The organism is Pantoea sp. MBD-2R, from assembly GCF_039134845.1.
Lineage (GTDB): Bacteria > Pseudomonadota > Gammaproteobacteria > Enterobacterales > Enterobacteriaceae > Erwinia.
The window spans coordinates 2,868,516-2,895,145 of sequence record NZ_CP152417.1 but is presented as its reverse complement, the minus strand read 5'-3'; the positions used below and the strand labels follow the sequence as shown (position 1 = coordinate 2,895,145).

Here is a 26,630-nt window from a genome sequence, read left to right as displayed (position 1 = left end):
TTGTCGAACGTGAATTTATCCGTGCGGGAAGGGGAGTTTGTGGCCATTCTGGGTCCTTCTGGCTGCGGCAAATCGACCTTACTCAAACTTGCGGCGGGATTATTACCCGCCAGTGGTGGGGAGATAACCCTTGGCGGCCATCCCCTGTCAGGTCCAGGCAAACAGACCGGCGTGGTCTTCCAGAAGCCTAATCTGTTGCCATGGAAAACGGTGCTAGAAAATGTACTGCTACCGGCGCGTACACTGGGTCTGGCTATCGTGCCAGCGCGCTTGCGGGCCTACCACATGCTGGAATTGGTGGGCTTGGCGGAATTTGCAGCGAACTATCCTTTTGAGCTCTCCGGCGGAATGCAACAGCGAGTGGGTATTGCACGAATGCTGTTACATGACCCGCAGCTATTGCTGATGGATGAACCCTTTGCGGCACTGGATGCGCTCTCAAGAGAAACGTTAATGCTGGAGTTACAGCGTATCTGGGAACAGCAGCGCAAATCCGTGCTGTTCATCACCCACAGTATTCAGGAAGCGGTGTTTCTTGCCGACCGCGTGCTGGTGATGTCGCCACGGCCTGGCACGCTGGTTGAAGATTTAACCATTCCGTTGCCGCGTCCGCGAACGCTTGAAACGCTTGCCGACCGGGACTTTATGCAGTTATGCCAGCATTTGAGGAGCTATTTTACTCATGCGTAAGATTATGCCATTCCTTTGCCCGACCATCAGTTTGGCGGTGCTGCTACTGCTGTGGGACTTTTCGGTACGGCTTTTTGCTATTCCTGATTATCTTCTGCCCGGCCCAGCTGCGGTGTTCTTAGCCCTTTATCAGGGGTTCGCGGATGCCAGTATCTGGCCGCATATTGCTGCAACATTAAGTGAAATTGCCTTGGGTTATACCTTTGGAAGTCTGTTGGCTATCGCTCTCGGCATCGTTCTGGCTGAATCCACTACCTTTGAACGATTTGTTTATCCGCTGCTGGTCGCCTTGCAGGCGATGCCCAAAGTCGCATTAGGTCCCATTATTCTGGTGTGGTGCGGTTTTGGCATCGCCTCCAAAGTAGTCTTGGTCACTCTCGTGTGTTTTTTCCCGTTGTTCGTTAATACCGTAAATGGCATTCGTCGCACGGATAATGAATTGTTAGATACCTGCCGGGCATTTTCAGCTTCGAAAGTTTACTTATTGATTCATGTGAAACTTCCATCGGCTGCCAGTGAAATATTTTCTGGATTACAGATTGGTGTTTCACTGGCGTTAATTGGAGCCGTTGTTGCCGAGTTTTTGTCAGCTCAACAGGGTTTGGGATATTTAATTGCCTCCAGCTCCGTCAATATGAGCCTGTCAACGATGTTTTCTGGTGTGTTGCTATTGGCGGTAATAGGCATATGTGGTGCTCATTTTGTAAAAATACTGCAGCGTAAGGTTGTTTTTTGGGAGGTATTAACAAAGCGTTAATCTAAACTTGGGGAGTATTTAAAAGATGCATTCAAATGTGTTTAATTACATGGTGAAGATTATGAAAATTCATTTAAAATTTAATTTGGGTTGTCGATTTTCTGAAATAGGTTTTGGCCTGAACATCTCATTCTGACCAATGAAAAGCTGTACTACCTGATTTTTGATGCGGTGTTGGTGTAAAAAACCGGCCACGAAATCTTGTCATATCATCAGATCCCCGGCATCAAAGAACTGCTGACGCGACGCCTGCCGGGTGACAGCGTGATCAAAGCTGGGGATCGGATATCACTGAGATTAAGTGACCGCCATTGCCATCTCTTTGCGATGTCTGGTGAGGCTTAATCTTTGTTAAACTGAATAAAATGACACGCCACCCGGTGCCCTGGCGACACTTCACGTAATTCCGGCACCGTCTCACGGCACTGCGCTTCTGCCTGCGGGCAGCGTGACGAGAAGCGGCAGCCGGAGGGAGGCCGTGACGGATCCGGAATCTCCCCGTTAATCACCGCGATGGGTTCATGTTGTGGGTCGAGCGTCGGTACGGCGGCCAGTAGCGCCTGTGTGTAGGGATGCAGCGGCTGACTAAACAGGGCGTCGCGGCTGGCGGTCTCCACCAGTTGCCCGAGATACATCACAGCCACGTCATCGCAAAGATGTTCCACCACGCCGAGATCGTGCGAAATAAACAGGAAGGTGACGCCATGGTCATCGCGCAGATCGGAAAACAGGTTGATGATCTGCGCCTGAATGGAGACATCCAGCGCTGAAATTGGCTCATCGGCGATAATAAAGTCCGGGTTGAGAATCAGTGCCCGTGCAATGCCAATGCGCTGGCGTTGTCCCCCCGAGAATTCGTGCGGGAAACGCGGGTAATGCTGTGGAGCCAGCCCGCATATCTTCATCACCGCGATCACCCTGTCGTACAACTCCGCTCGGGTGCAGAGTTTATGCGCCAGTAGCGCCTCACCAATGGCATCGCCGATACGCATACGCGGATTGAGGGAGCTGTAGGGATCCTGAAACACCAGCTGGATTTTGGGCCGCAGTGACTGCATTTCCCGCGCCGTCAGCGTCGACAGGTCCTGCCCCCGGTACTTAATCGTGCCAGCGGTTTTATCATGTAACCCCAGCACTGTGCGGCCTACGGTAGTTTTGCCGCTGCCGGATTCGCCGACAAGACCGAAGATGGTACCCGGGCGGATGCGAAAGCTGACACCGTCAACGGCACGAAGCTGCCCGGTTTCCTGACCAAACAGGCCATCGCGTATCGGGAAGTGCTTCTTCAGCGCGTCCACTTCAATTATGTATTCAGAACTCATGCGAAAGATTCCACTTTTTCACGGTGAAAACAGGCGGCCTGCCGCGCTGTACCCACCAGCGGCGGTATGCCTGCCCGGCAGATTTCACTGGCGCGATCGCAGCGGTCAAAAAAAGCGCAGAATGCGGGCAGCGCGGCAAGGTCCGGCACCTGGCCGGGGATGGAGTAGAGCCGACGTCGCCGCTCGCCGGGAACCGGTCGGGAGGCGATCAAGCCCTGGGTATAGGGATGCAGCGGATTACGCAGTACCTCTGCGGTGGGGCCGTATTCAACAACCCGCCCGGCATACATCACGACTACCTGCTCCGCCATCCGGGCAATGACGCCCAGATCATGGGTGATCAGCATCAGCGCCATCTGGCTGGCACGGGCCTGATCGCGCAGCAGACGCAGAATCTGGGCCTGAACGGTGACGTCCAGCGCGGTGGTTGGCTCGTCGGCAATCAGCAGTTTCGGCTGGCAGCTGAGTGCCATCGCAATCATGATGCGTTGCAGCATGCCGCCGGAAAGCTGGTGCGGGTAGCGGGTCATCAGACTCTCCGCGCGCGCCAGCCCGACGCGGCTAATCAGCGCGATCGCCTGCTGCCAGGCGGCTTTAGGTGATTCCCCCCGATGGCGAATCAATGGCTCACATAGCTGCTCGCCAATGGTCAGCACCGGATTCAGGGCGCTCATTGGTTCCTGAAAAATCATCGCCAGCTGGTTGCCTCGCAGGTCGGCCATCCTGGCGGGATTGAGTGTAAGCAGATCCTGCCCCTGGAAGCGGATGGCTCCGCCGTCAATACGTGCGGCCTGCGGCGGCAACAGTCCCATCAGCGACATGGCGGTAACGCTTTTGCCACAGCCGGATTCGCCGACAATACCCAGGGTCTGTCCGGCATGAATAGTAAAGGAGACCTCCTGCACGGCCTGCACACGCCCCTGTTCGGCGGCAAAGGAGACGGATAACTGTTCGAAGGTGATCAGTGGCTGGCTCATTTCTGGCTCCGTTTCATGCGGGGATCGAGCGCATCACGCAAGCCGTCGCCCAGTACGTTGATGGCAACCACGGTGATAAAGATGGCGATGCCCGGTGGCATCCACAGCCACGGGCGACGCTGGAAGTCGATCAGGCTATTGGCGGCATCCATCATATTGCCCCAGGAGGGGGTCGGCGGGACGACGCCAAGACCGAGATAGCTCAGCGCCGACTCGCTCAGAATGGCGTTCGCCACAGCCATCGTCGCCATGACCACCAGAATCGGGATGGTATTGGGCAGCAGATGACCAAACAGGCGGCGACGTGATGACAGCCCCAGTACCTGCGTTGCCAGCATAAAATCACGCTCGCGCAGCGAAAGGATTTGCCCACGCACCAGCCGCGCCAGTTTAGGCCACTCCAGCAGGCTCAGCATGATGACCACCATATAGATGCGCGCATCCGCAGAGAAATCGAGCTCCGACAGCATGGCGCCGGCGACAATCAGCAGCGGCAGGCTGGGAATAGTCATGACCAGATCGGCCAGACGCATAATCAGCTTGTCGGTCAGGCCACCCGCGTAGCCCGATACGGCACCGAGCAGATAACCCAGCGCCACCGACAGCAACATCGTCAGCAGGCCAATGGTCAGCGAAATGCGCCCGGCAAGAAGTAAACGGGTGTAGACGTCCCGCCCCAGGAAATCGGTTCCCAGCCAGTGCTGCACCCCTGGCGGTTTGTTGATCATCAGGGCATCCGTGGCGTCATTCTGCCACGGCGACCAGATCGGCCCCAGCACGCACCAGATCGCCATGACAATCAGTAAAACCAGGCACACCATCGCCAGAGGATTGCGCCGTAATGCCTGCCATGCCTGACGCCACGGTGAGGTCGTGGCCTGGGCCAGTGCCGGTATTACCGCTTTGCGCAGGCGGCGTTGCGTGGAAAAAAGTGAACTGATCATCATGAACTCACCCGAATACGCGGGTCAGCCCACGCGTAAAGCACGTCGGCCAGCAGATTGCCGAGGATAGTTAATACCGCCAGAAACAGCGTGAAACCCATCAGCACCGGATAGTCACGGGCAGCGAGCGAATCGATGTGGATATGTCCTGCACCCGGCCAGTTGAAGACTTTTTCGGTGATGAGGGCACCCGAGAACAATCCCGGCAGCTCAAAGCCGAGTAGGGTAATGATCGGCAGCAGCGCATTGCGTAACGCATGTTTCATGATCACCGTGCGTTCGCGTAAACCTTTTGCCCGGGCAGTGCGGATAAAATCCATTTTGATGACGTCGAGCATGCTGGCGCGAAAATAGCGCGTCAGGCTGCCCGCCTGCAACATCACCAGTGCCAGCACCGGCAGCATCAGGTGGGCCGCCACCTGCACAATATAGGCCCAGCCGCTGTCATCACTGCCGGTGTTGGTCATGCCGCCGACCGGCAACCAGTGCAGATCTACCGCGAACCATTTGATTAACAGCAGGCAGAGAAAAAAGGTTGGAAAAGACATTGCGGCAAACACCAGCACGCTGACCAGATGATCGAACCACGAGTTGGGTTTGATTGCCGACGCAATACCGGCGGCAAGGCCAATTCCCCAGTAAAACACCAGCGCGACACTGGCGAGCAGGAAGGAATTCCAGACGTATTGGTTGAGCAACTGAGTGACAGGAATCTGGTATTGCAGTGAGAAACCCAAATCACCCCGTAACAGCTGGCCGAGCCAGTGCAGATAGCGGGTGAGCAGCGGCTGATCAAGGCCGTAAATCGCCTTCAGCTCAGCCGCGCGTGCGGCGGTCAGCGTCACGTTGCCATCAATAAAGTCACCGGGTGTCTTTGCAAACAACATAAAGATGATAAAAGAGGCAAACAGCAGCATGGGCAGGGTGTTCAGCAGCCGCCTCAGGATAAAATTTCTCATGGTCTTCTCATATCAGCCGTCAGGAAGTCCCGACGGCTGAACAGTGGGCAAGGTTACTTAACGATTTTGACGTCCGGCAGACTGCCGGTCAGGCCGTTATAGATATCCGGTTTAAAGCCGGTCACGCGGGCGCTGCTGGCGGAGAGAATCTGGCGATAGCCGAGCAGGATCACCGGTGGGTCATCTGCCAGCACTTTGTACAGCTGGTGGTAAATCGGTTTGCGCTGTGCCACATCCAGCACTGCATTGCCTTCATTAATCAGCTTATCCACCTGAGGATTGTTATAGCCGGACTCCTTAGCCTCGGTGCTGTAGTAATCCCATACCCCGTCATGCGGATCGTTTAACGTGCTGGTACTAAAGGACGCCAGGTCGTAATTGCCCGCTTTGCGCTGGGCCATCAGCGCATTGAAGTCCACCACCTGGGGTTTCAGCAGCACGCCAATTTGTTGCCAGTCCTCTTTGGCGATCGGGATGAGCGCGTCGTTCAGCACTTTTTTGCTTGCCAGTAAGGTCAGTTCAAGACGTTTGCCGTCCTTTACGCGAATACCATCGGAACCGGGTTTCCAGCCCGCCTCATCAAGCAATTTTTTCGCCTGTGCCGGATCGTATTTGTAGGGATTCACGCCATCCGGGTTATATGCCCAGGAGATGGGCGCGATAGGTTCGATGGCAACCTTGCCATACCCCTGGTACACCACATCGATTAGCTTCTGACGATCCAGCCCATAAATCAGCGCCTGACGCACCTTCGAGTCCTGCAACGCCGGGCGGCGAACGTTGAACTCGACTTTACTGTAATCACTGGACCCGTAGAGGTTGATATTGGCAAAGCCGAGCAGTTTCAGCTGTTCAATATCATCCGGTCGTGAAGTAAAGGCGTCGTAATCCGTTTCACCGGTCTGGAACAACTGGAAATTGGTTGAGGGGTTAGTGACGCGATAAATAAAACGAGGCGTTGGCGGTGTGCCACGATAAAAGTGGCTATTGGCATGAAAACGAATTTCCTGCCCGGGGATGTATTTGTCATAGACATAGGGGCCATTGCCCAGCGGTTTGCCATGCAGGGTGCGCAGATAGTCAAGATTGCCACGCTGATAGCCTTTGCCGTAATAAGCTTCCGACAGCACCGGCCCGCCAATTTTTGCCAGTGTGGTTGCGCCAGGTTGTGTGGTGGTGATCTGGAGCGTGAGGGGATCGATGACTTTCAGGCCACTGACGCTGTCGGCTTTACCTGCTTTATATTCCGCGCCCCCGGCAATATTCGCGAGGGTGATGTCGGTGTCACCATCATATTTCGGGTCGTACAGGACGGTAAGGGTAAAGGCGACGTCTTTGGCGGTGAGTGGGGAGCCGTCGCTGAACGTCAGATCGGGGCGTAGCTTAATGGTATAGACTTTGTTATCCGGGCTTACCGACCAGCTTTCCGCCAGACCCGGCACCAGATTGCCGTGGCTGTCCCAGTCAATCAGGCGTGAAAAAATGACGTTGGTGACATTTTCATCCCAGCCGTTGACAAAAAAGTAAGGGTTAAAAATCCCCTGAGGTTCAGAAATACCCGCGACCACCGTGTCTTTGCGCAATTTCGCCGCTGCCGGAATCTGGCTGGAATCGGTGGCCGGGGTGATACCCTCTTTTAGGGCATCGTCGGCAAACGTCATGGCGCTGAAAGCTGCCAGACTGCTGAAGAGTGCTATTTTAAGTCTGAACTGCATGCTTTGTTTGCTTATTAAACTGACCAAAAGAGATCCCTCAAAAATATAATGGCAATGTTCATTTACAAAAACTGAAAATTAATCTTCCCCGGATCCGGTGTCTAACAATCAAACGCTATAACAAATAACGAAATGTCCTTATGTTATTTATGGATAAGCTTGGAAATAATTTTCTTTATTACAAGAATGCGACTCAGATCAACGTTACGGCACAATAAAAAGAGCGGTTACGAATCCGGACGTCCGTGCTATTTTTAACGCGTTAAGCCGGAATGCCGCGGAAAGGACATTTGCCGCTGACTTTCATTGTGGATTTCAGTCGGGCCCAACGTGTGAGACATGCGGCAGTGCTGTCCAGCCCAGCTCTGGCGCAATCAGCGTCGCAAAATCGCTAATAATCTGGCTGTACTCCGCATAATGCAATTCATAAGGCAGTTCGATTCTCAGCTCATTCACCAGACGTAAGACGGGATCGTGGAACAGCCGTTCGATAATCTGCTCCGCACTGCCCACGATATCCTGAGAGAACAAGGTGCGTCGGGAGCCCTGAGGTGCCAGAGTGCGTGGATAGCGGCTGGCGGCAAACTGCTGATAATGTCTGCGGGTGGTGGCATCCGCACTGTCGGTGGGAATGATGACGCGTCCCAGGGCGATGCGCGCCGCACGCCGACCGGAAGCCGCAAGGTTTTCACGATACAGCTGGATTTGTGCCCGCTGCGCCTGGTAAAAATCGTCCGTTTCTTCACCGGAGGTGAGATTGCCTGCGAGCAGATTAAACCCGTGGCTGCCTGCCCAGCGCGCCGAGCGAAGTGATCCTCCGCCGTACCACAATCTGTCGACCAGACCGGCGGCAAAGGGCTGAACACGCGGGCGTTGCGTATTACCGGGTGAGAGAATGACCGTATTATCATCGCCGAAGAACCGGCCACTCAGGTTATCGCGCAGAGTCAGGACGCGCTGGTAAGAAAAATCCTGCTGCTGCCAGGCATCACCCCAGACAGAATGACCGATTAACTCAAGATGATTGGGCGCGCCTGCGCTCAGGCCGACATTCAACCGTCCCCTTGCGAGAATATCCACTGTCGCCAGATCTTCAGCCAGGCGAAATGGACTCTCATAACCCATCTGAATCACGGCGCTGCCCAGTTCTATCTGGCGGGTGCGTTGCGTGGCGGCCGCGAGAAAGGTGCTGGCTGACGATACGCCATGCTCCAGATGACGCTGTCGTACCCATGCACCGTTAAAACCCAGCTGTTCACCGCGTTCGAACAGCTGCAACGTCTGTTCAAGACCCTGAAGCGGAGCATCATCAGGATAATTCCCGGGTGTCAGAAACGAGATATGCGAGATAGCCGGTTGCGTCATTCTGTTTTACTCATAACGGGGCTTTAAGGCGTCAGCGTGACGACATGCTGGCGAATATCTGGATGGCTGACAATCAGACCCTGTTGCTTATACCAGTCGGCTATATGCCCGATATGGGTTATCGTGGCGTCATCGACCGGCGTGATGGGAACGGTGTTGACCTTGCCCAGCAGTGCCGCCAGTGTGCTTCCCTGCTGCCCCATTTGTGAAGCCCAGATCTTACCTGCCTCAAGCGGATGGGCTTTGGCCCAGTGGTTCTCTTGCTGCAATACGTCATAAACCCAGTTAAGCACTTGGGGGTGCGCCTGATAAAACGCCTCGCTGACGAAATAACCTGCTGCATTTTCCGAACCAATCTGCTGACCCGTACTCAGCTGGCGGGCGTCATAACTCTGTCTGGCCAGAGAGAGGAAGGGGTCCCATGTCGCCCAGGCATCGACATGTCCCCCCACAAATGCCGTACCGGTGTCGGAAGGGCTGAGATAAACTTTGGTCACCTCCTGCTCCGGAATCCCGGCACGATCCAGCGCGCGTGAGAGCAGATACTCGCCGGTCCCGCCTTTATTCACCGCCACCTTTTTGCCGCGCAGATCCTGCAATGAATGGATATCACTGCTATTGCGTACCACAATCCCTTCACCTTCGGCGGGCATGGCCTGATAAGCAAAAAAACGCAACGGCAAACCCGCAGCGATGGCGGTAACAAACGCTGTGGAGCTGCCGGTGGTCATGTCAATTGAACCGGCATTTAACGCTTCATAAGCAGGGGCGGCAGCCGCAAACGGGCCCGACCAGACGACGTTCACCTGATGCGCGGCCAGCGCTTTTTCCAGCGTTCCTTTCTCTTTAGCCAGCGCTAAGTCCGTGGGGCCACGCAGAAAACCAATGCGCAGCGTGAGCGGTTCAGTCGCCATTGCCATCCCGGCACACAGTATCAGTGCAGCAACAGCGGTACGGGGTATCCAGCGGGTCATATCTGTCTCCTGGCGTTCAGGGATAAAGCCATCGGGATGAAACCCACGGCAAAAAGATCGTCAGCCTGCTGCTGCTGTTCGGCTAACAGAGCGTCACTGGCAGGGGTGATACCCCAGGGACGCCCGCGTATTGTTTTCAGCCACTCATCAGGCAGGATGGCCGGGTTGAGCTTGTCGGCAAGAATCTGCGCGGCGGCTACCGGATGCTGCTCAATCCAGGCATCATTTACGCGCAACTGTTTCACGATCCAGGCGGCGACTTCGGGGTAGCGTTGCTGCCAGGCGGCACGCGTCCAGAACAGTGAACGGTTAATGATTTCATCGCCGACGGCGGAGCGCGCAACGACATCCTTTATCTGTAACGCACGAGTCAGCCAGGGATCGATTGCCAGCCAGCCGTCAATGTCGCCATTGAGTAACGCAGTCATGGCATCCTGCCCCTGCAGGTCCAGCAGGGTGACATCGGTGCGGCGCAGGTTCTGTTTTTGCAGCAGACGCGCCAGAAAATGATCGGTGAAAGAACCGGGCATGCCCGTCAGTCGCTTACCACGCAGCGAGGAGATAGCGTTGCTTTGCAATGTCAGCAACGCGCAGTTGTTATTACGAGGCGGCGAGCTGGCGAGATAAGCGACGTCCAGCCCGGTGGCCTGCGCACTTATCGGCGGGGTTGATCCGGTGCCAACCACATCGACCTGTTCATCAGCCAGCCACTCGCCGCTGCGTGCGCCCTGGGTATAGTCGAACCATTCCAGCTGCCAGCCCCGGTCTCTGGCGGCAGGTTCGATGACACCGCGATGGCGCAGAATAAACAGCGAGAGATTACTGGGATGGCTTCCCAGACGGATTTTCATTGCGCTGGATCTCCACTTCCGACCGGACGATCCCACAGATTTCCCCAGGTAAAGGTATTCTTTGCCGCGTCATCCGGCGGGGTGAGTGACAGTCGTGGCATCACCAGTTCGCTAAAGCGATAGGCTTCCTCCAGTAAGGGGAAACCGGACAGGATAAACACCTCAACCCCCGCCTGCTGATAGGCTCGCAGGGTGCGTTCTACCGTTTCCGGACTGCCGACGATAGCGGTGCCAGGTCCGGGACGCACCAGGCCAATGCCCGCCCACAGTCCGGGGTAGATCTCCAGCTCGCGCGGATCGGCGGGTTTCTGGTCATTGTGCAGAGCACTCATACGGGACTGGCCTACGGAGTCTGAACCGCGGGCCAGGTGCTGCCGGGCGGCAATGGCGCTGTCGTCCATCGAGGCATAAAGCGCGTCTACCGCCTGCCACGCAAGCTCATCGGTTTCACGCACGATCACATAAAGACGAATGCCGTAGCGTAACTGGCGATGGTGTTTATCGGCTCTGGCTCTCACCTGGGCGATTTTCTCTGCGGCCTGCGGCGGTGTTTCCCCCCAGGAGAGATAGGTGTCGATGTGCTTTGCCGCGACTTCCTGTGCCGCTTCAGAGGAGCCACCAAACCACAGCGGTGGCGGGGGATATCCGCCATTGCTCAATGCCAGCCTGGCGTTCTCAATATCCAGGTGTTCCCCTTTGAAGCTGACATTTTCTTCATTAAGCAGGGGACGTAACACCTGCAAAAATTCGTCACTGAGATCATATCGGGCATCATGATCCAGGTGCATGCCGTAAGCGCCCAGCGTATTTTTATCACCGCTGACCACGTTGAGCAGCACCCGGCCTTTCGAAAACTGGTTAAACGTCACGGCCATTTTGGCAAGCAGGGTGGGTGAGATCAGACCCGGCTGGATAGCAATCAGGAATTTCATGCGTTCGGTATAGGGAATAAGTGACGCCCCCAGAATCCAGGGATCATGTGCACCGGTCGCCAGCAGCGCGCCGGTAAAACCCAGATGATCTACCGCGCGGGCGACCTGCTGGAAATAGGCGTAGTTGACCTGCCGGCTGCCGGAGGCGGCCCAGGGTTGATGACCGTCTGGCGCGGTCAGATACCAATAAATTTCCACGGTGGTTCTCAAAGCAATACAAACAGGAACCAAAGGAATAACAAAGGGTTATTGCGAGGGGAAATACTAATTATGGCAAAGTTTATCCATATCCAGGCTTAAGGTTATTTATCAACCCGGGTTGTGAATGTTGTTAAAATAAACGCGACCCTAAAGGGCGTTGTTTATTCGTTATTAACAGTGATTCGCTTTAACGTCATATTTTGACGCTTTACGGCGTTAAATAAGGCATCAGCAGGTCGATATCATTGGCAGGAGATACTGATTGCGCTTTTTTGTCAGGCAATGTTGTCCGGGGTGGGTATCAGTTACCCGCTTGCCCATTTCAGGCTGGCATCATCACAATCAGAGTTTATTAAAGAGAGAACAGGCTTCGCCTGATAAAAGAATGATGACGCATCGCGGCTTGCTTTCCCTGTGAGTTATTCTCTGTGGTGTTGACTGTCATTGAACATTTGTTGTGTAACATTTGAACAGATGTCAGAAAAGAAAAAAGCCCGCTCAGTTTCCTGAGCAGGCTTCTCGAATTTGGCTCCTCTGACTGGACTCGAACCAGTGACATACGGATTAACAGTCCGCCGTTCTACCGACTGAACTACAGAGGAATCGGTTAGTGGGGCGAATATTAGCGATGGCCCCGCAGGATGTCAAAGGGCGATTGCAACTTTCCCGTCTGAACGCCTGTAAAACCAGCAATCTGCCGTTTTTGCCGCCCGAATGAACAAAATCCAATCTCATGCGCCAGATCCCACTTTGATGCGAATGCCGCACTGATGTTAGAGGTCTGTCAAATTTTCGTTATTTGTCATTTTTAAAACAGCCATTTCGGTGCTTTCATAGTAAATGTTTCAAACATGTTAATTATGAAACAAACAAACTGGCTTGCCGTGAGCTTCAGAAAAGCCTCAAAAAGTGAAACGCCATTTTGAATTTAATTCATTGATTAAAAAAGATTAAATGTAAGATCACTCGCTCTGTAGCGACGCTTGCAAGACGTTTTAAAACCTGTGGATTCTCATAAAGTCGCCGGTGAAGTTGAGTGAATGTAAAAGATATCTTTCATTCGAGGTCCAGCCAGCCGCGCATGCTAACGATAAAAGGGCCCTGCCATGAACGTGAAACACAAGATTTTAGCATCGCTGTTAGTGTGTCTGTTACCGGTTGCCTGCCTGGCGAAAGATCTCCAGATTGGCGTATCGATGGCCTTGTTCGATGACAACTTTCTGACGATAGTTCGCACCTCAATGCAAAAGGAGATGCAGAAAGAGCAGGTTAAAGGCCAAATCGAAGATGCCAAAGGGGATGTCGCTCAGCAGTTACAGCAGGTACAGAATTTTATCGGGCAGGGCGTTGATGCCATTATCGTTAACCCGGTCGATACCAACGCGGTTAAGCCGATTATGGATCAGGCCAGTAAGGCAGGGGTTCCGCTCATCTTTGTTAACCGTCGCCCCGCGGCAGAACTGACTGGCAAAATGGCCTACGTCGGTTCGGATTCCGAGCTGGCCGGTCGTCTGCAAATGGAAGCGCTGGCGAAAAACCTCAATTACAAAGGCAACGTCGCCATTCTGTTAGGCGATCTGGCGAACGAATCTACTCGTGAGCGTACGAAAGGCGTTAAAGCCGTAATCGCTAACTATCCCGGCCTGAAAATCACCCAGCAGCAAACCGCTAAATTCACCCGTAACGATGCCGTCGATGTGGTCAGTAACTGGCTGACCGCCGGTGACGATATCCAGGCTATCGCGGCTAACAATGATGAAATGGCCATCGGTGCCCTTCAGGCATTGGGGAAAAATGCGTCTCACATCCTGGTTGCCGGTGTGGATGGTACGCCTGACGCCTTGCAGATGATCAAAAACGGCAAAATGGTCGCTACCGTTTTCCAGGATGCCAAAGGGCAGGGCGAAGGCGCGGTGCAGACGGCGGTCAAACTGGCGAAAGGTGAAAATGCTCAGAAGCTTGTCGATATCCCGTTCCAGCTGATTACCAAAGAAAATATGGCGAAGTTCACCACCATGAATCAGAAATAACCCGAGGTGATATATGGTCGCATATGCGCTGGAAGCCGAAGGGATCAGCAAGTTTTTCCCGGGCGTAAAAGCCTTAAATAATGTCTCTCTGCGCGTTAAGGCGGGCACAGTCCACGCATTGATGGGTGAGAATGGGGCGGGTAAATCGACGCTGATGAAATGCCTTATTGGGATTTATCGACCCGATGAGGGCAAGATCCGGGTTAAAGGTGAGGCGGTGCAGTTTCAGGACACGCTGGATGCGCTACGTTCCGGGATCTCAATGATCCATCAGGAACTCAACCTGGTGCCTTATATGACCGTGGCCGAAAATATCTGGCTGGGCCGCGAGCCGATGAAATACGGTTTCGTCGACCACGGAAAGCTGAACAAGCTAACGCGTGATTTGCTGAGCAAGCTGAATATCCGCCTGAAGCCCGAACAGCAGGTGGGGGATTTAAGTATTGCGGCACAGCAGATGGTCGAAATCGCCAAAGCGGTCTCGTGGAATGCGGATGTGGTGATTATGGATGAACCGACTTCAGCGCTGACCGAAACAGAAGTCTCGCATCTGTTCGCCATCATTCGCGATTTACGTGAGCAGGGCAAAGCCATCATCTATATCAGCCACAAAATGGATGAGATTTTTACTATCACCGACGAAGTAAGCGTTTTTCGCGATGGTGCATGGGTGGCCAGCAATACCACCGAAAGCTATACCCGCCAGTCGTTAATCACCCAAATGGTGGGACGCGAGCTGACCCAGCTGTTCCCAAAATTCAATAATGATATCGGTGAAGATGTCCTGACCGTACGCAACCTGCATCGCAAAGATGTTTTTCATGACATCAACTTCAGCGTTCGGCGCGGCGAAATCCTCGGCGTTGCCGGCCTGGTTGGCGCGGGACGCAGTGAAGTGATGGAAAGCCTGTTTGGCATGACCAGCCTGGACGGCGGCGAAATCCTGATTGATGGCGTGCCGGTTAACATCGATTCTCCTTCAACGGCAATTGAAAAGGGGCTGGCGTTTCTCACCGAAGATCGCAAGAAGTCCGGGCTGTTTCTGGTGCTGTCGGTAATGGAAAACATGAGCATCGTCAACATGCCGGAATACAGCAGCAAAGCGGGCTTCGTCAGCCATATGCAGATGGCGAAAGATTGCATGGAGCAGATCCGCCGGCTGAATATTAAAACGCCCACGATGGATCAAATTATCAATAACCTCAGCGGCGGCAACCAGCAAAAAGTGTTGATTGCCCGCTGGCTGCTGGCTCAGCCAAAAGTCCTGATTCTGGATGAGCCAACGCGCGGTATCGATGTGGGTGCCAAAGCGGAAATTTACCGACTGATTAGCGAACTGGCGAACCGCGGTGTCGCCATCATTATGGTCTCTTCAGAGCTGCCTGAAATTCTGGGCATGAGTGACCGGGTGATGGTGATGCACGGCGGTCGCATCACCGGCATCCTCAATAAAGAAGAAGCCGATCAGGAAACCATACTGTCGTTGGCATCCGAATAAGGTGTGAGGTTAAGTTATGAGTGATGTAAAAATGAATACTGAGCGGCAGCCCTCGGCTTCTTTTATCAGCAGTCTGAAAGGTAAATTGCCAAAAGATACCGGCATTTTTCTGGTGATGATCGGCATCGCGCTGATTTTTGAAGGATTTGGCTGGTACGTTCGCGACCAGTCGTTCCTGATGAATCCTAATCGGCTGGTACTGATTATCTTACAGGTGGCCATTATCGGCATTATTGCCGTTGGAGTGACGCAGGTCATTATCACCACCGGCATCGACCTTTCTTCAGGCTCGGTGATTGCTTTAGCGGCGGTAGTGGCCGCCAGCCTGGCGCAGACCTCCGACAGTCTGTCGCCGATGTTTCCCTCGCTGGTCAATATGCCTGCCGTTGTACCGATAGTCGCGGGCATTGGGGTTGGCTTCCTTTGTGGTGTAGTGAACGGCGTATTAATTACTAAAACCGGTATTCCCCCCTTTATTGCTACGCTGGGCATGATGGTCTCGGCACGCGGCCTGGCGCAGTACTATACGCAGGGCAATCCCATCAGCTTTCTCTCCGACAGCTTTACGGCCATTGGTCAGGGGGCGATGCCGGTTATCATCTTCCTGGTGGTTGCGGTGATCTTTCATATCGCGCTCAAACATACCCGCTACGGTAAATATGTTTACGCCATTGGCGGCAACATGACCTCGGCGAAAGTCTCCGGTATTAACGTCAATAAATACCTGGTGATCGTCTATACCATTGCAGGCGGCCTGTCCGGGCTGGCCGGTGTGGTGCTGGCAGCGCGCGTCAGTAGCGGACAGTCCAGCATGGGTATGTCGTACGAACTGGATGCCATTGCCGCAACGGTGATCGGCGGCAGCAGTTTAATGGGGGGCGTAGGGCGGATTACCGGAACGCTGATCGGCGCAGCGATTTTAGGGCTGATCAAAAGCGGGTTCACCTTTGTGGGTGTAGACGCTTACGTGCAGGACATTATCAAAGGCATCATCATTGTCAGCGCCGTTTCAATCGATATGTACCGCAACCGTAAAAAACGCTGATCCTGTCTGAAAGTCTGCCGGAGACGCGCGTGCTCCGGCTTTCATGAGCTTTTCAACGCCAAAAGGTCGGTTTCCGGGCAGAGAGGTTACACAAACGCGCAGGTGTAAACGTTAACATGCACACCCTGATAGCATTTTTCGCACCATCGCAGTGCAGACCCATGTTGCGCCTTTTCCTCCACACTATGAATAAAATTGATTACTCCCCCGGTGATAATCAGATTCTCTTATTAAACCGCCTGTTAGCGACCTTACGCATTGCCGGGTGCTTATTTGGCAACTTCTGGCATGACGCTTGCAATAACATTCCCGTACCAGAGAGAAAACTTATTTCTTACCGCCATAGCAATGGCATTCGGGATCCGTGACGGAGGCAAAATGAACTTAAGACGACTGAAGTATTTTGTAAAAATCGTCGATATCGGCAGCCTGACTCAGGCAGCAGAAGTGCTGCATATTGCACAGCCTGCACTCAGTCAGCAGGTCGCGACGCTGGAGAATGAACTGGACCAGCAGCTGCTGATCCGCACCAAGCGTGGCGTGACTCCAACGGAAGCCGGCAAAATTCTTTATGCTCATGCCCGTACCATTTTACGGCAGTGTGAACAGGCACAAACGGCAGTCATTAATGCAGGCCAGGCGCTGAATGGACAGGTCTCTATCGGGCTGGCTCCCGGCACGGCAGCCTCATCGCTTACCATGCCGTTGCTGCACACCGTACGTGAACAGTTTCCAGATATCCTGGTTTATCTACACGAAAACAGCGGCACATCACTAAACGAAAAAGTGATGAATGGCCAGCTTGATATGGCTGTGCTTTACGACCGGGCGCCAACGGCAGGGATCACCAGCACGCCGCTGATGAAAGAAGAACTTTATCTGGTTGGTGCCAGCGACTGCCCGGGACAAAATGTTGATCTGGCCGATGTGGCTGCCATGAACCTGTTCCTGCCGCGTGACTACAGCGCAGTGCGTAAGCGCGTCGACGAAGCATTTTCCTTGCGCCGCCTTAGCGCCCGAATCATCGGTGAAATTGAGTCTATCGCAACGCTAACCGCCGCCGTCTCCAGCGGAATGGGCGTGACCGTTCTGCCTGAGTCAGCCGCCCGCGCGCTGGTCAGTTCTACCAACGCCTGGATGGCGCGCATTAACAGTCCGACGCTGAATCTGCCGCTGTCGCTAAACGTCTCCGCCCGCCTGCCTCTTTCTCCATCGGCCCAGGCCGTAAAAAATATTCTGCTGTCGCTGCTGAACAAGCCGATGGTTGAAGATCGCGAACTGATGTTAGTGAGCTAATCTCGTTGGGCGCGCCACCGCGCGCCTCACTTCTTTATCGCTAAAAAGCATATAAAACCTCTTTTTATTATTTGTTGCTATCAATAAGCGTCATTAACATGACCTAAACCAACAGATAACAGAGGGAGGAGCGCACGTGAATTTTCAGCAACTTAAGATCATCAGGGAAGCGGCACGCTGCGAGTTTAATCTTACCGAAGTGGCGAATGCGCTGTTCACCTCCCAATCAGGGGTCAGTCGCCATATACGCGATCTGGAAGATGAACTGGGCGTGGAGATCTTTATCCGCCGCGGTAAGCGTCTGCTCGGTATGACCGAACCCGGTAAAGCGCTGTTGAATATTGCCGAACGCATTCTCGATGAAGCAGGGAAGGTCCGTCGCCTGGCCGACGTGTTCACCAATGAATCCAGTGGGGTGCTGACTATCGCCACCACGCACACTCAGGCACGCTACAGCCTGCCGAAAGTGATCAAGGCTTTTCGCGCGCTCTATCCCAACGTTCGCCTTGAATTAAATCAGGGTTCGCCGCAGGAAATCGTCTCCATGCTGGTGGCCGGGGAAGCCGATATCGGGATTGCCAGCGAGCAGGTAGTTAATAACCCTTCTCTTGCTGCTTTCCCCTGGTTCAGCTGGCATCATGCGCTGCTGGTGCCAAAGGGACACGAACTGGAGCAGGAACAGCCTGTTTCACTGGCTGCACTGAGCCGCTATCCGTTGATTACCTACCGCCAGGGCATTACCGGCCGTTCGCGTGTTGACCGGGCATTTCATGCGGCGGGACTGACGCCAGATATCGTGCTGAGCGCTCAGGATTCTGACGTGGTAAAAACGTACGTCGAGCTTGGGCTGGGCGTGGGCGTACTGGCCGATCAGGCCTGCCAGCTGGATGAGCACTCTTCCCTGACCAGACTGGAAGCCAAACACCTGTTTGAATCCAACACCGTCTGGCTGGGACTGAAGCGCGGGCAGCTGCAACGCAACTACGTTTGGCAATTCCTTGAACTCTGTAACGCTAATCTTTCGCTGGAAGAGATTAAACGCCAGGCGCTGTCAGTAAACGATGTGCCTGAACCGGTTATCGACTTCCAGATCTGACCGGAAAATTTCCACCTGAAAGCAACAGCGACAAGGCTGTCCGTCAGTGCGGCAGCCTGTCGGCAAGGATGCTTCAGCGGTTTGAAACAAGGGTGATGTAGTCGTCTGCGGACGCAATAAGTTTGCTGTCGTTAGTGACCAGCGGCATTCGGCCGTGCTTTGCCGTCGCGACCAGCAATCGGTCAAAGGGATCTTTATGCAGCTTTTCTGGCAGATCGGCGACCAGTAAGGCATGTTCGCTTTTTACCGCTATCTCTATCAGCCCAGCCGCAAACAATCCGTTTCTTAGCTCGGCAGGATTCACTGAAAAATCGGGCTTGTTTAGCGCACGCTTAATCACTATCTCCCAGATACTGGCCGCGCTGAAACAGAGAGTGTTTTCAGTATCTTCCAGATAATCAGTGACATCCGCATTGAGCCTTTCAGGCGCAAAAGCCATAAACAACAAGATGTTAGTATCCAGTAGTAGTTCCATTACGAATATTTTCCCTCAAATGCATCCTGAATCTCTGGGCAATCCATCTCATCAAAATTGTCCGGAATGCTGCCTTTGCCCTTAAGAAAACCCAGCTGGCGTTTAGGCTTCTCTTCCCTGTAGGCAACGATTTTTACTAACGCCTGGCCATTTTTTGCAATGACGACAGGTTCACCTGTGCGGGCAACCTCCTGCACAAGCCTGGAGAGGTGGGTTTTGGCGTCATAGATGTTAATTTTTTCCATAATACTCTCGCACTGCGAATTGAACATTTTTTCACCTTAATCCTCACTTATGGTTTGGTCAAGTTGGTTAGACTAACTTTACAAATAATGGACGTGAGAGAGTTTTCCTTATTGTGCCGGGAAACGACAAACCCTTTTTCCGGCTGCGTTTATCTTTAGTGAACTTTCTCGCAGCTGAATATCTGGTCTTACATGCTTGCAGCATAAAATTTCGTTTCGCCTCGCAAATCTTGCTGACTGCGGCATGGCTTCTGCGCATAACGCAGCATCCGCTGAAGCGATGCCGGTAGAGTAAAGTGATTACTCAGAGGGGATGATATGTTGACTCAACGCTTGAACGATCCGCAGTTGCTGAAACAGCAGGCCTGCTTTACGGGCAGCTGGCTCGGGGCAGATAACGGCGAAACGCTGCCGGTAATCAATCCTGCCAGCGGCGAAGTCCTGGCAACCATTCCGGCCCTGGGCGCACAGGAAACGGCGCGAGCCATTGAATTTGCTGATTCAGTACGACACGGCTGGGCAAAAACGCCCAATGCCGCGCGCGCGCAGCTGCTGGAAAAATGGCATCAGCTGATCCTCGATAACAGCGACGATCTGGCCGCGATAATGACTGCGGAACAGGGCAAGCCGCTGGCCGAAGCAAAAGGGGAAGTGCTGTACGGTGCCAGCTTTGTTAAATGGTTTGCCGAAGAAGCCCGGCGCATTTACGGTGAAACGATCCCGGCACCCGCCAGCGACCGCCGCATTCTGGTCATCAAGCAGCCGGTAGGGATTGCCGCAGCCATCACGCCGTGGAATTTTCCGATTGCGATGATCACCCGAAAAGTTGCGCCAGCGCTGGCGGCAGGCTGCCCCATCATCGTCAAGCCTTCAGAACTGACGCCGCTGTCGGCGCTGGCGCTGATGGCACTGGCGGAAAAAGCGGGCTTCCCGGCTGGCGTGCTGCAAGTTCTCACCGGGCTGCCGCAGGAAATTGGCGCTACGCTAACCGACAGCCGTAAAGTGCGTAAAATTTCCTTCACCGGTTCGACCCGCGTCGGCCAACTGCTGATGCAGCAGAGTGCCGGGAGTATTAAACGCCTCAGTCTGGAGCTGGGCGGTAACGCGCCGCTGATCGTCTTTGATGACGCCGATCTGGATATCGCCATTGCCGGTGTCATGGTCAGTAAATTCCGCAACGCCGGGCAAACGTGCGTCTGTGCCAACCGCATTCTTGTGCAGCGCGGCATCTATCCTCGCTTTGTCGAACGGTTATTAGCGGAAGTCGCGAAGCTGAGAGTGGGTGACGGCTTTAGCGAAGGAAGCACGCTGGGCCCATTAATCAACGCGGCGGCAGTCAGTAAAGTGAATGCGCATATCGAAGATGCTGTCAGCCTTGGCGCAAGCGTGCTGACCGGCGGCATCAGTCGCGCAGAGGGCACGTTTGTTGCGCCGACGGTGCTGGGCGACGTGACCGCTGAAATGCGTATTGCCCATGAGGAAACCTTTGGCCCGGTCGCGCCGCTGTTTGTCTTCGACCACGAAGAAGAAGCCATTGCGATGGCAAACGAAACGCCTTATGGCCTCGGCGCCTACTTCTTCACGGAAGATATGCGCCGGGCGTGGCGTGTGGGTGAAGCGCTGGAGTTTGGCATGGTCGGCTATAATACGGGCGCCATTTCGCTGGAGGTTGCACCCTTCGGTGGGATTAAAATGTCCGGTATCGGTCGTGAAGGATCCCATCACGGTATTGAAGAATATCTGGAAATTAAAGCGTTCCACTTCGGCAGTCTGTAATCGCTGAAAGCTAAAATTTAAAAAAGCCCACGCTCTTAATCTGAGGTGGGCTTTTTTTTGTGCTGACATAATCCGCCAGCATTTTTATTTTCAATGCTGCTTCTCATTATTGGTGCAATTTATTTTCTTTTCGCTCTGCAATGGTGCGACGGTAAATAACTTGTAAATCATTAATTTAAATCGAGGCTGGCGTCATGCGATTTTCAGTGGTGATTACGGCATAAAATTTTTTTCCACTCGTTTTTACGCATTTTAATTTTTTTACTGGCTGGCATACTTTCTGCATTAAGTGAATAAGTACCGCAGAAATGTTGCATTGAAGGCGTCAGTGAATTATTTCCTCGTCTCGCCGAAAAATAAGGATTCAGCCATGTTAAGTTTCGATCCTGATAAAGTTGCTTTACCTGCTGGTCACTACATTTTGGGTGAACTGCGTACCGATTCGGGCGCGCTGTTTAGCGTAAAGCGGCCTTCAGATGGCAGCCATGCGGGCGAGCTGGCGGAAGCCAGTGCCGCGCTGGTCGACGAAGCGGTAACTACAGCCGATCGGGCAGCCAGAGAGAGCGGCTGGAGCAGCTGCCCGCCACGGCAGCGTGGCGCAATCCTGAAACGCTGGGCCGATCTTATTGCAACCGACAGCCAGCTTCCGCTGCTTGAAGCGTTGGGATCCACGCGTCCGATTCATGACGTAACTGCCCATGAAATCCCGTTTACTGCCGAAGCGATCCGTTTTTATGCCGAATGTGCAGATAAATATAGCGGCGATGTGTTACCAACTCGTGACGCCAGCTTAGGGATGCTGGTGGCTGAACCTTACGGCGTGATTGGCGCGATAACGCCGTGGAATTTCCCGCTGTCGATGGCCTCATGGAAATGTGGCCCGGCGCTGGCAGCAGGAAATGCCGTGGTGCTCAAACCCTCGGAGCTGACGCCTTATTCCACCGTGCGTCTGGCTGAACTGGCGGTACAGGCCGGACTGCCGGCGGGCGTGCTGAACATCGTGCAGGGTAGCGGCGCGGTGACCGGTAGCGCCCTCGTTGCCCATCCTTTAGTGCGCAAAGTCTCTTTTACCGGATCGACACAGACCGGCGCCCGAATTATGAGCGACGCGGCCCATAACGGCATGAAGCCGGTGACGCTTGAGCTGGGCGGTAAAAGTCCGCAGCTGGTATTTGATGATGCCGGCGATGCGGCTGATGTTGCCGCGCGTATCCTGCGGGGCTTCACCGCCAACGGCGGTCAGGCGTGCGTGGCAGGCACCAGACTGGTGGTACAGCGCGGCATCGCCGATGCGTTAATCAGCGAGCTGATTGCCGGCTGTCAGGGCTTTCGTCCCGGTCTGACCTGGGATGAAAACAGCCGCTATGCGCCGCTGATTGACCGCCGTCAGGCCAGCAAAGTCGAGCAGGTTATTGCTGCGGCCGTTCGCCAGGGCGGCGAGATCCTGGTGGGCGGCAAGCGCTTTGCCGATACCGGTGACGGCCACTTCTGGCAGCCTACGCTGCTGGCGAACGTCTCGCCGGACAGCCCTGCGGTGCAGGAAGAAATTTTTGGACCGGTGCTGACCGTGCAAATCTTCGATGACGAAGCAGAAGGGCTGGCGCTGGCTTCTCATCCTACTTACGGCCTGTGCGCCGGTGTTCATACCAAAAATATCGATCGCGCTTTACGTGCCATGCGCGGCATTGCAGCGGGTACCGTCTGGATCAACCGTTACGGCCGCTCGGGCGATTTCATCATTCCTACCGGCGGCTTTCAGGGTTCCGGTATCGGCAAAGACTTAGGCCGTCAGGCTTTTGAAGCCTGTCAGCGTTATAAGAGCGTACTTATCGACTTCTAAATACCAACCTGAAGAGGATGCGTCATGGCTGTGTTTAAACCGAAATTTATTACCTTCGACTGTTACGGCACCTTGATCAACTTCGACATGGCCGGAGCGGCCGCCAGCCGCTTCGCCGGGCGGGTCAGCCCGGAAAAAATGGCGGCGTTTGTCACCGATTTTGCCCGCTATCGCATGGATGAAGTGCTGGGCGCGTTCAAACTTTATCCTCAGGTAGTGGGCGACGCGCTGTACCGCACCTGCAATAAGTGGGGCGTGGAATGCACTGCCGCAGACTGTGAGGCGATCATGAGCGCCTGCGCAACCTGGGGGCCGCATCCTGACGTACCTGCCGGTCTGGCAAAAGTGGCGAAGGAATTTCCGCTGGTGCTGCTGACCAACTCCACTGACGAGCTGATCAAAAACCATGTGCCGCGTCTTGGCGCGCCCATCCACATGACCATCACTGCCGAAGAAGTGGGTGCCTACAAGCCACAGATGAAAGGCTTTGAATATATGCTCAGCAAGCTCAACTGCGGGCCGGAAGAGATCCTCCATGTTTCCAGCAGCCTGCGCTACGACCTGATGACCGCACACGATCTGGGCATTACGCACAAGGTCTTCGTCAACCGTGGACACGATTCGGGTAATCCGTATTACGGCTACACCGAAATCAACGACATTGGCGGCCTTGCGGCAGTCGTAGGTTTGTAACCCGGCACACAGGAGCAGGGCGATGAAACTCGAATCTTTCTGGCAGGCGACGGCACCCACGTTTACCGGTGCGGCAACAGGCGATCTGCCTACTCACGCCGATGTGGTGGTGATTGGCGGCGGCTTCACCGGTATCTCGGCGGCCCTGAATCTGGCGCGCAGTGGGCTGAAAGTGGTGGTGCTGGAAGCCGAAGCGGTAATGAGCCAGGCTTCGGCACGCAACGGCGGCCACTGTAATACCGGCGTGTCGCAGAACTTTGCCGCGCTGGTGGCAAGCCAGGGCGTGGAGCTGGCCAGCCGCTACTATCGCGCTTTCGCCAGCGCGGTCGATTATGTGCAAAGTCTGGTGAGCGATGAGCAGATTGACTGCGATTTTATTCGCTGCGGCAAAATCAAGCTTGCCAGTAAAGCCTCGCATTTTGCCGGACTGAAGGCGACGTATGAGGCTTTACGCACCCATGTGGACCGCGAGGTGGAGCTGGTCGGTGCGGATGAGGTTCGTAGTGAAGTCGACTCTGCTGCTTTTCACGGTGGGCTGATCCAGAAGCGCGGCGGTCAAATGCATATGGGCAAATTTGGTATCGGGCTGGCGCAGGCCGCCGCGCGCAGCGGTGCCGGAATCTATGAACACACGCCAGTCACCCGCCTGACGCGGGTAAACGGCTACCAGCATCGTGTCGGCACCGATAAAGGCGAGATCCTCGCTGAAAAAGTGCTGATGGCGACGGGTTGCTCCAACACAGGGCCGTTCGACTGGTTCCAGCGCCGCATTATTCCGGTAGGCAGTTTTATTGTGGTCACGCAGCCGCTGCCGCCAGCGCAGCTACAAGCGCTAATCCCCCATAACCGCACCTGCGTCACCTCGATGAATATCGGCAACTATTTCCGCACCACTGCCGATCATCGTCTGGTCTTTGGCGGCCGGGCGCGATTCGCCATCAGCAGCCCCACTTCCGATGCCCGCAGCGGCAAAATTTTGCAGGCAGGCATGAGCAAAATTTTCCCAACCCTTGCTGAATCGCGTATCGATTATTGCTGGGGCGGGCTGGTGGATATGACGGCGGATCGCCTGCCGCACGCCGGCGAGCATGAAGGGGTGTTCTACTCCCTGGGCTACAGCGGCCACGGCACGCAGATGTCGGTCTGGATGGGCCGGGTGATGGCCGATCTGCTAGCGGAAAAAAGCGCTGAAAATCCCTGGCAGCGCGAAAGCTGGCCTGCCGTACCTGGCTACTTTGGCAAACCCTGGTTTTTACCCGTTGCCGGCCTCTGGTACAAAACGCTGGACCGGATCTCCTGAGCCATTAATTTGAATTGAGGGTGTGCAGATGAGTAAATTTCGTCAAGAATTTAAGCCGGTAAACCCATCTTTAACCCAGGCCATTACCGAGGTGTCTCTTACGCGACGAGGCATGATGAAGCTGCTGTCAGCGGGCGCGATCATGAGCACCGGACTGGTTGGCTTCCCGGAAATGAGCTTTGCTGCGGAAACCCCGGTGAAAGGCGGCAAATTACGCGCCGCGGTGGCCAACGCCTCAGCGACGGATACGCTCGACCCGGCTAAGGGCAGCAACAGCGGGGATTACTGTCGTCAGTTTATGTTCTACAGCGGCCTGACCGAGCTGGATAAAAACCTGACGGCTACGCCCGCGCTGGCGGAATCGATTGAAAGCAGCGACGGCATTACCTGGCAGATCAAGCTGCGTCCCGGCGTCGTCTTCCACGATGGCAAAGCGCTGACCGCGCAGGATGTGATCTGGTCGTTGAATCGTCATAAAGATCCGGCGGTGGCCTCCACGGCCATCACCCAGGCGAAGCAGTTCGCCAGCATCACCGCCGTCAGTCCCTCAGAAATCAGGCTGGTTCTCACGCAGTCGAACTTTGATATGCCAACGGTGCTGGCCACCAGTCCGTTTTTAATCCTGCGGGAAAACACGAAAGACTTCAGCAAAGCCGTCGGCACCGGCCCGTTTGTGCTGAAGAGCTTTGCGCCAGGCGTCAGTACGGTTGGGGTGAAAAATCCACACTACTGGAAACCGGGCCTGCCGCATCTGGACGAGGTGGAACTGATGGGGGTTACCGACCAGGCTGCCCGCATCAATGCCCTGATGTCGGGCGATCTGCACATGGTGGCAACGCTCAGTTCCAATGACGTCAAACGCCTCAGGGCCTCCGGTCAGTTTGGCGTACTGGAAAGCAAATCCGGCATGTACACCAACCTGATCGTGCGAACCGATATGAAGCCCGGCAGCAACGAAGATTTTGTGCTGGGTATGAAGTATCTCCAGCCGCGCGAAATCATGGTGAAAACCGTGATGCAGGGCTTCGGCCAGGTGGCGAACGATACGCCGGTGCCGCCGTGGCATCCGATGTTTAACAAAGATATTCCACAGCGTCCGCTGGATATCGAAAAAGCGAAATATCACTTCAAAAAAGCGGGGATGGCGGGGGCCAGCGCCGAGATCATTACCACGCAGAATATTGAAGGCTCGGTTGAAGGCGGTCAGCTGATCCAGCAGCTGGGCCGTTCGGCAGGGATGAATTTCCAGGTTCGCCGTGTACCTTACGACGGCTACTGGTCAACGCACTGGACGAAAGATCCGCTTGGCTACGGCTCAATTAATCCCCGCCCAACGGTCGATCTGCTGCTCTCGCAGTTTTATCTCTCCGATGCGCCCAACAATGAATCGGGCTGGAAGAACGCGCAGTTCGATCAGCTGGTGGTCGCCGCGCGCGGCGAACGCGATGCCGCCAGGCGGAAACAGATGTATGGCGATATGCAGCAGCTGATTTATGACCACAGCGGCACGCTGATCCCAACCTTTATCAGTTCGCTGGACGGTCACAGCAACAAGGTGAAAGGCGTGGAGGCCTGGCCGACAGGCATGATGATGGGCTACCGCTTCCACGAGTTTGCCTGGCTCACCGCCTGATTAGCACGTCGTCAGG

Annotated in this window: 23 protein-coding genes and 1 tRNA gene; 12 read left to right on the top strand and 12 right to left on the bottom strand. The window is 54.6% G+C overall.

Annotated features, from left to right (window positions below; genetic code table 11):
- Positions 1–39 precede the first annotated feature (39 nt).
- Positions 40–690 carry an ABC transporter ATP-binding protein gene (locus tag AAGQ96_RS13450; RefSeq protein ID WP_217363412.1) on the top strand — a complete coding sequence of 217 codons (651 nt, stop codon included), beginning with the start codon at positions 40–42 and terminating at the stop codon, positions 688–690.
- Positions 683–1,447 carry an ABC transporter permease gene (locus tag AAGQ96_RS13445; RefSeq protein ID WP_342753809.1) on the top strand — a complete coding sequence of 255 codons (765 nt, stop codon included), beginning with the start codon at positions 683–685 and terminating at the stop codon, positions 1,445–1,447. Before AAGQ96_RS13450 ends, AAGQ96_RS13445 begins: the two co-directional genes overlap by 8 nt.
- A gap of 341 nt (positions 1,448–1,788) precedes the next feature.
- On the opposite strand, the gene AAGQ96_RS13440 is transcribed toward AAGQ96_RS13445, so the two are convergent.
- The 10 genes from AAGQ96_RS13440 to AAGQ96_RS13395 all read right to left on the bottom strand — a co-directional run bounded on the left by AAGQ96_RS13440 (position 1,789) and on the right by AAGQ96_RS13395 (position 12,289).
- Complete coding sequence (locus tag AAGQ96_RS13440) at positions 1,789–2,769, bottom strand: oligopeptide/dipeptide ABC transporter ATP-binding protein (RefSeq protein ID WP_147198704.1); 981 nt, start codon at positions 2,767–2,769, stop codon at positions 1,789–1,791.
- The gene (locus tag AAGQ96_RS13435; protein WP_147198703.1) at positions 2,766–3,746 is read right to left on the bottom strand and encodes an ABC transporter ATP-binding protein; all 981 of its coding nucleotides are present in this window, start codon (positions 3,744–3,746) and stop codon (positions 2,766–2,768) included. Before AAGQ96_RS13435 ends, AAGQ96_RS13440 begins: the two co-directional genes overlap by 4 nt.
- Positions 3,743–4,690, bottom strand: coding sequence for an oligopeptide ABC transporter permease (gene opp4C / locus AAGQ96_RS13430; RefSeq protein WP_168199679.1), 948 nt, complete (start codon positions 4,688–4,690; stop codon positions 3,743–3,745). The genes AAGQ96_RS13435 and opp4C overlap by 4 nt, the downstream gene beginning before the upstream one ends.
- Positions 4,690–5,649, bottom strand: a complete 960-nt coding sequence (locus tag AAGQ96_RS13425) for an ABC transporter permease (protein WP_033783607.1) — start codon at positions 5,647–5,649, stop codon at positions 4,690–4,692. Before AAGQ96_RS13425 ends, opp4C begins: the two co-directional genes overlap by 1 nt.
- A gap of 53 nt (positions 5,650–5,702) precedes the next feature.
- Complete coding sequence (locus tag AAGQ96_RS13420; RefSeq protein WP_342753808.1) at positions 5,703–7,364, bottom strand: ABC transporter substrate-binding protein; 1,662 nt, start codon at positions 7,362–7,364, stop codon at positions 5,703–5,705.
- A gap of 315 nt (positions 7,365–7,679) precedes the next feature.
- The gene (locus AAGQ96_RS13415; protein WP_147198700.1) at positions 7,680–8,729 is read right to left on the bottom strand and encodes an LLM class flavin-dependent oxidoreductase; all 1,050 of its coding nucleotides are present in this window, start codon (positions 8,727–8,729) and stop codon (positions 7,680–7,682) included.
- A gap of 23 nt (positions 8,730–8,752) precedes the next feature.
- On the bottom strand, positions 8,753–9,703 hold the full coding sequence (locus AAGQ96_RS13410) for an aliphatic sulfonate ABC transporter substrate-binding protein (RefSeq protein WP_342753807.1): 951 nt from the start codon (positions 9,701–9,703) through the stop codon (positions 8,753–8,755).
- Positions 9,700–10,554: an ABC transporter substrate-binding protein gene (locus AAGQ96_RS13405; protein WP_342753806.1), complete on the bottom strand. Its 855-nt coding sequence runs from the start codon at positions 10,552–10,554 to the stop codon at positions 9,700–9,702. The genes AAGQ96_RS13410 and AAGQ96_RS13405 overlap by 4 nt, the downstream gene beginning before the upstream one ends.
- Positions 10,551–11,684, bottom strand: coding sequence for an LLM class flavin-dependent oxidoreductase (locus tag AAGQ96_RS13400; protein WP_147198697.1), 1,134 nt, complete (start codon positions 11,682–11,684; stop codon positions 10,551–10,553). The genes AAGQ96_RS13405 and AAGQ96_RS13400 overlap by 4 nt, the downstream gene beginning before the upstream one ends.
- Before the next feature lie 529 nt (positions 11,685–12,213).
- Positions 12,214–12,289 (bottom strand) — tRNA-Asn (locus AAGQ96_RS13395).
- 504 nt (positions 12,290–12,793) lie between these two features.
- Between AAGQ96_RS13395 and AAGQ96_RS13390 the strand changes: the two genes are divergently transcribed.
- From AAGQ96_RS13390 to cbl, 5 genes are all read left to right on the top strand, one after another.
- Positions 12,794–13,717: a sugar ABC transporter substrate-binding protein gene (locus tag AAGQ96_RS13390; protein ID WP_342753805.1), complete on the top strand. Its 924-nt coding sequence runs from the start codon at positions 12,794–12,796 to the stop codon at positions 13,715–13,717.
- Positions 13,718–13,730: 13 nt separating this feature from the next.
- Positions 13,731–15,215 (top strand): sugar ABC transporter ATP-binding protein, encoded by a 1,485-nt coding sequence (locus AAGQ96_RS13385; protein ID WP_147198695.1) that lies wholly within the window; start codon positions 13,731–13,733, stop codon positions 15,213–15,215.
- A 16-nt stretch (positions 15,216–15,231) separates the two neighbouring features.
- The gene (locus AAGQ96_RS13380; protein WP_147198694.1) at positions 15,232–16,260 is read left to right on the top strand and encodes an ABC transporter permease; all 1,029 of its coding nucleotides are present in this window, start codon (positions 15,232–15,234) and stop codon (positions 16,258–16,260) included.
- A gap of 378 nt (positions 16,261–16,638) precedes the next feature.
- Positions 16,639–17,556, top strand: coding sequence for a nitrogen assimilation transcriptional regulator NAC (gene nac, locus AAGQ96_RS13375; protein ID WP_147198693.1), 918 nt, complete (start codon positions 16,639–16,641; stop codon positions 17,554–17,556).
- A 136-nt stretch (positions 17,557–17,692) separates the two neighbouring features.
- Positions 17,693–18,652, top strand: coding sequence for an HTH-type transcriptional regulator Cbl (cbl, locus tag AAGQ96_RS13370; protein WP_147198692.1), 960 nt, complete (start codon positions 17,693–17,695; stop codon positions 18,650–18,652).
- Positions 18,653–18,725: 73 nt separating this feature from the next.
- On the opposite strand, the gene AAGQ96_RS13365 is transcribed toward cbl, so the two are convergent.
- On the bottom strand, positions 18,726–19,127 hold the full coding sequence (locus AAGQ96_RS13365) for a type II toxin-antitoxin system VapC family toxin (RefSeq protein WP_147198691.1): 402 nt from the start codon (positions 19,125–19,127) through the stop codon (positions 18,726–18,728).
- Positions 19,127–19,399 carry a type II toxin-antitoxin system prevent-host-death family antitoxin gene (locus AAGQ96_RS13360; RefSeq protein WP_254446249.1) on the bottom strand — a complete coding sequence of 91 codons (273 nt, stop codon included), beginning with the start codon at positions 19,397–19,399 and terminating at the stop codon, positions 19,127–19,129. Before AAGQ96_RS13360 ends, AAGQ96_RS13365 begins: the two co-directional genes overlap by 1 nt.
- Positions 19,400–19,690: 291 nt before the next feature.
- Between AAGQ96_RS13360 and AAGQ96_RS13355 the strand changes: the two genes are divergently transcribed.
- The 5 genes from AAGQ96_RS13355 to AAGQ96_RS13335 all read left to right on the top strand — a co-directional run bounded on the left by AAGQ96_RS13355 (position 19,691) and on the right by AAGQ96_RS13335 (position 26,614).
- Positions 19,691–21,148, top strand: a complete 1,458-nt coding sequence (locus AAGQ96_RS13355) for an NAD-dependent succinate-semialdehyde dehydrogenase (protein ID WP_147198690.1) — start codon at positions 19,691–19,693, stop codon at positions 21,146–21,148.
- Between the two features lie 370 nt (positions 21,149–21,518).
- A complete protein-coding gene (locus AAGQ96_RS13350; RefSeq protein WP_147198689.1) occupies positions 21,519–22,988 on the top strand; it encodes an aldehyde dehydrogenase family protein in 1,470 nt (489 codons plus the stop codon).
- A gap of 24 nt (positions 22,989–23,012) precedes the next feature.
- Positions 23,013–23,681: a haloacid dehalogenase type II gene (locus AAGQ96_RS13345; protein ID WP_147198688.1), complete on the top strand. Its 669-nt coding sequence runs from the start codon at positions 23,013–23,015 to the stop codon at positions 23,679–23,681.
- 22 nt (positions 23,682–23,703) lie between these two features.
- Positions 23,704–24,981, top strand: coding sequence for an FAD-binding oxidoreductase (locus AAGQ96_RS13340; RefSeq protein WP_342753803.1), 1,278 nt, complete (start codon positions 23,704–23,706; stop codon positions 24,979–24,981).
- A 28-nt stretch (positions 24,982–25,009) separates the two neighbouring features.
- Positions 25,010–26,614, top strand: a complete 1,605-nt coding sequence (locus AAGQ96_RS13335; protein WP_342753802.1) for an ABC transporter substrate-binding protein — start codon at positions 25,010–25,012, stop codon at positions 26,612–26,614.
- Positions 26,615–26,630: the final 16 nt, after the last annotated feature.

What these genes read in the sequence shown, in the direction of transcription:
- AAGQ96_RS13445 (WP_342753809.1), top strand. Translation starts at nt 683, where the DNA reads ATGCGTAAGATTATGCCATTCCTTTGCCCGACCATCAGTTTGGCGGTG.
- AAGQ96_RS13440 (WP_147198704.1), bottom strand. Translation starts at nt 2,769, where the DNA reads ATGAGTTCTGAATACATAATTGAAGTGGACGCGCTGAAGAAGCACTTC.
- AAGQ96_RS13435 (WP_147198703.1), bottom strand. Translation starts at nt 3,746, where the DNA reads ATGAGCCAGCCACTGATCACCTTCGAACAGTTATCCGTCTCCTTTGCC.
- opp4C (WP_168199679.1), bottom strand. Translation starts at nt 4,690, where the DNA reads ATGATCAGTTCACTTTTTTCCACGCAACGCCGCCTGCGCAAAGCGGTA.
- AAGQ96_RS13425 (WP_033783607.1), bottom strand. Translation starts at nt 5,649, where the DNA reads ATGAGAAATTTTATCCTGAGGCGGCTGCTGAACACCCTGCCCATGCTG.
- AAGQ96_RS13420 (WP_342753808.1), bottom strand. Translation starts at nt 7,364, where the DNA reads ATGCAGTTCAGACTTAAAATAGCACTCTTCAGCAGTCTGGCAGCTTTC.
- AAGQ96_RS13415 (WP_147198700.1), bottom strand. Translation starts at nt 8,729, where the DNA reads ATGACGCAACCGGCTATCTCGCATATCTCGTTTCTGACACCCGGGAAT.
- AAGQ96_RS13410 (WP_342753807.1), bottom strand. Translation starts at nt 9,703, where the DNA reads ATGACCCGCTGGATACCCCGTACCGCTGTTGCTGCACTGATACTGTGT.
- AAGQ96_RS13405 (WP_342753806.1), bottom strand. Translation starts at nt 10,554, where the DNA reads ATGAAAATCCGTCTGGGAAGCCATCCCAGTAATCTCTCGCTGTTTATT.
- AAGQ96_RS13390 (WP_342753805.1), top strand. Translation starts at nt 12,794, where the DNA reads ATGAACGTGAAACACAAGATTTTAGCATCGCTGTTAGTGTGTCTGTTA.
- AAGQ96_RS13385 (WP_147198695.1), top strand. Translation starts at nt 13,731, where the DNA reads ATGGTCGCATATGCGCTGGAAGCCGAAGGGATCAGCAAGTTTTTCCCG.
- AAGQ96_RS13380 (WP_147198694.1), top strand. Translation starts at nt 15,232, where the DNA reads ATGAGTGATGTAAAAATGAATACTGAGCGGCAGCCCTCGGCTTCTTTT.
- nac (WP_147198693.1), top strand. Translation starts at nt 16,639, where the DNA reads ATGAACTTAAGACGACTGAAGTATTTTGTAAAAATCGTCGATATCGGC.
- AAGQ96_RS13365 (WP_147198691.1), bottom strand. Translation starts at nt 19,127, where the DNA reads ATGGAACTACTACTGGATACTAACATCTTGTTGTTTATGGCTTTTGCG.
- AAGQ96_RS13360 (WP_254446249.1), bottom strand. Translation starts at nt 19,399, where the DNA reads ATGTTCAATTCGCAGTGCGAGAGTATTATGGAAAAAATTAACATCTAT.
- AAGQ96_RS13355 (WP_147198690.1), top strand. Translation starts at nt 19,691, where the DNA reads ATGTTGACTCAACGCTTGAACGATCCGCAGTTGCTGAAACAGCAGGCC.
- AAGQ96_RS13350 (WP_147198689.1), top strand. Translation starts at nt 21,519, where the DNA reads ATGTTAAGTTTCGATCCTGATAAAGTTGCTTTACCTGCTGGTCACTAC.
- AAGQ96_RS13345 (WP_147198688.1), top strand. Translation starts at nt 23,013, where the DNA reads ATGGCTGTGTTTAAACCGAAATTTATTACCTTCGACTGTTACGGCACC.
- AAGQ96_RS13340 (WP_342753803.1), top strand. Translation starts at nt 23,704, where the DNA reads ATGAAACTCGAATCTTTCTGGCAGGCGACGGCACCCACGTTTACCGGT.
- AAGQ96_RS13335 (WP_342753802.1), top strand. Translation starts at nt 25,010, where the DNA reads ATGAGTAAATTTCGTCAAGAATTTAAGCCGGTAAACCCATCTTTAACC.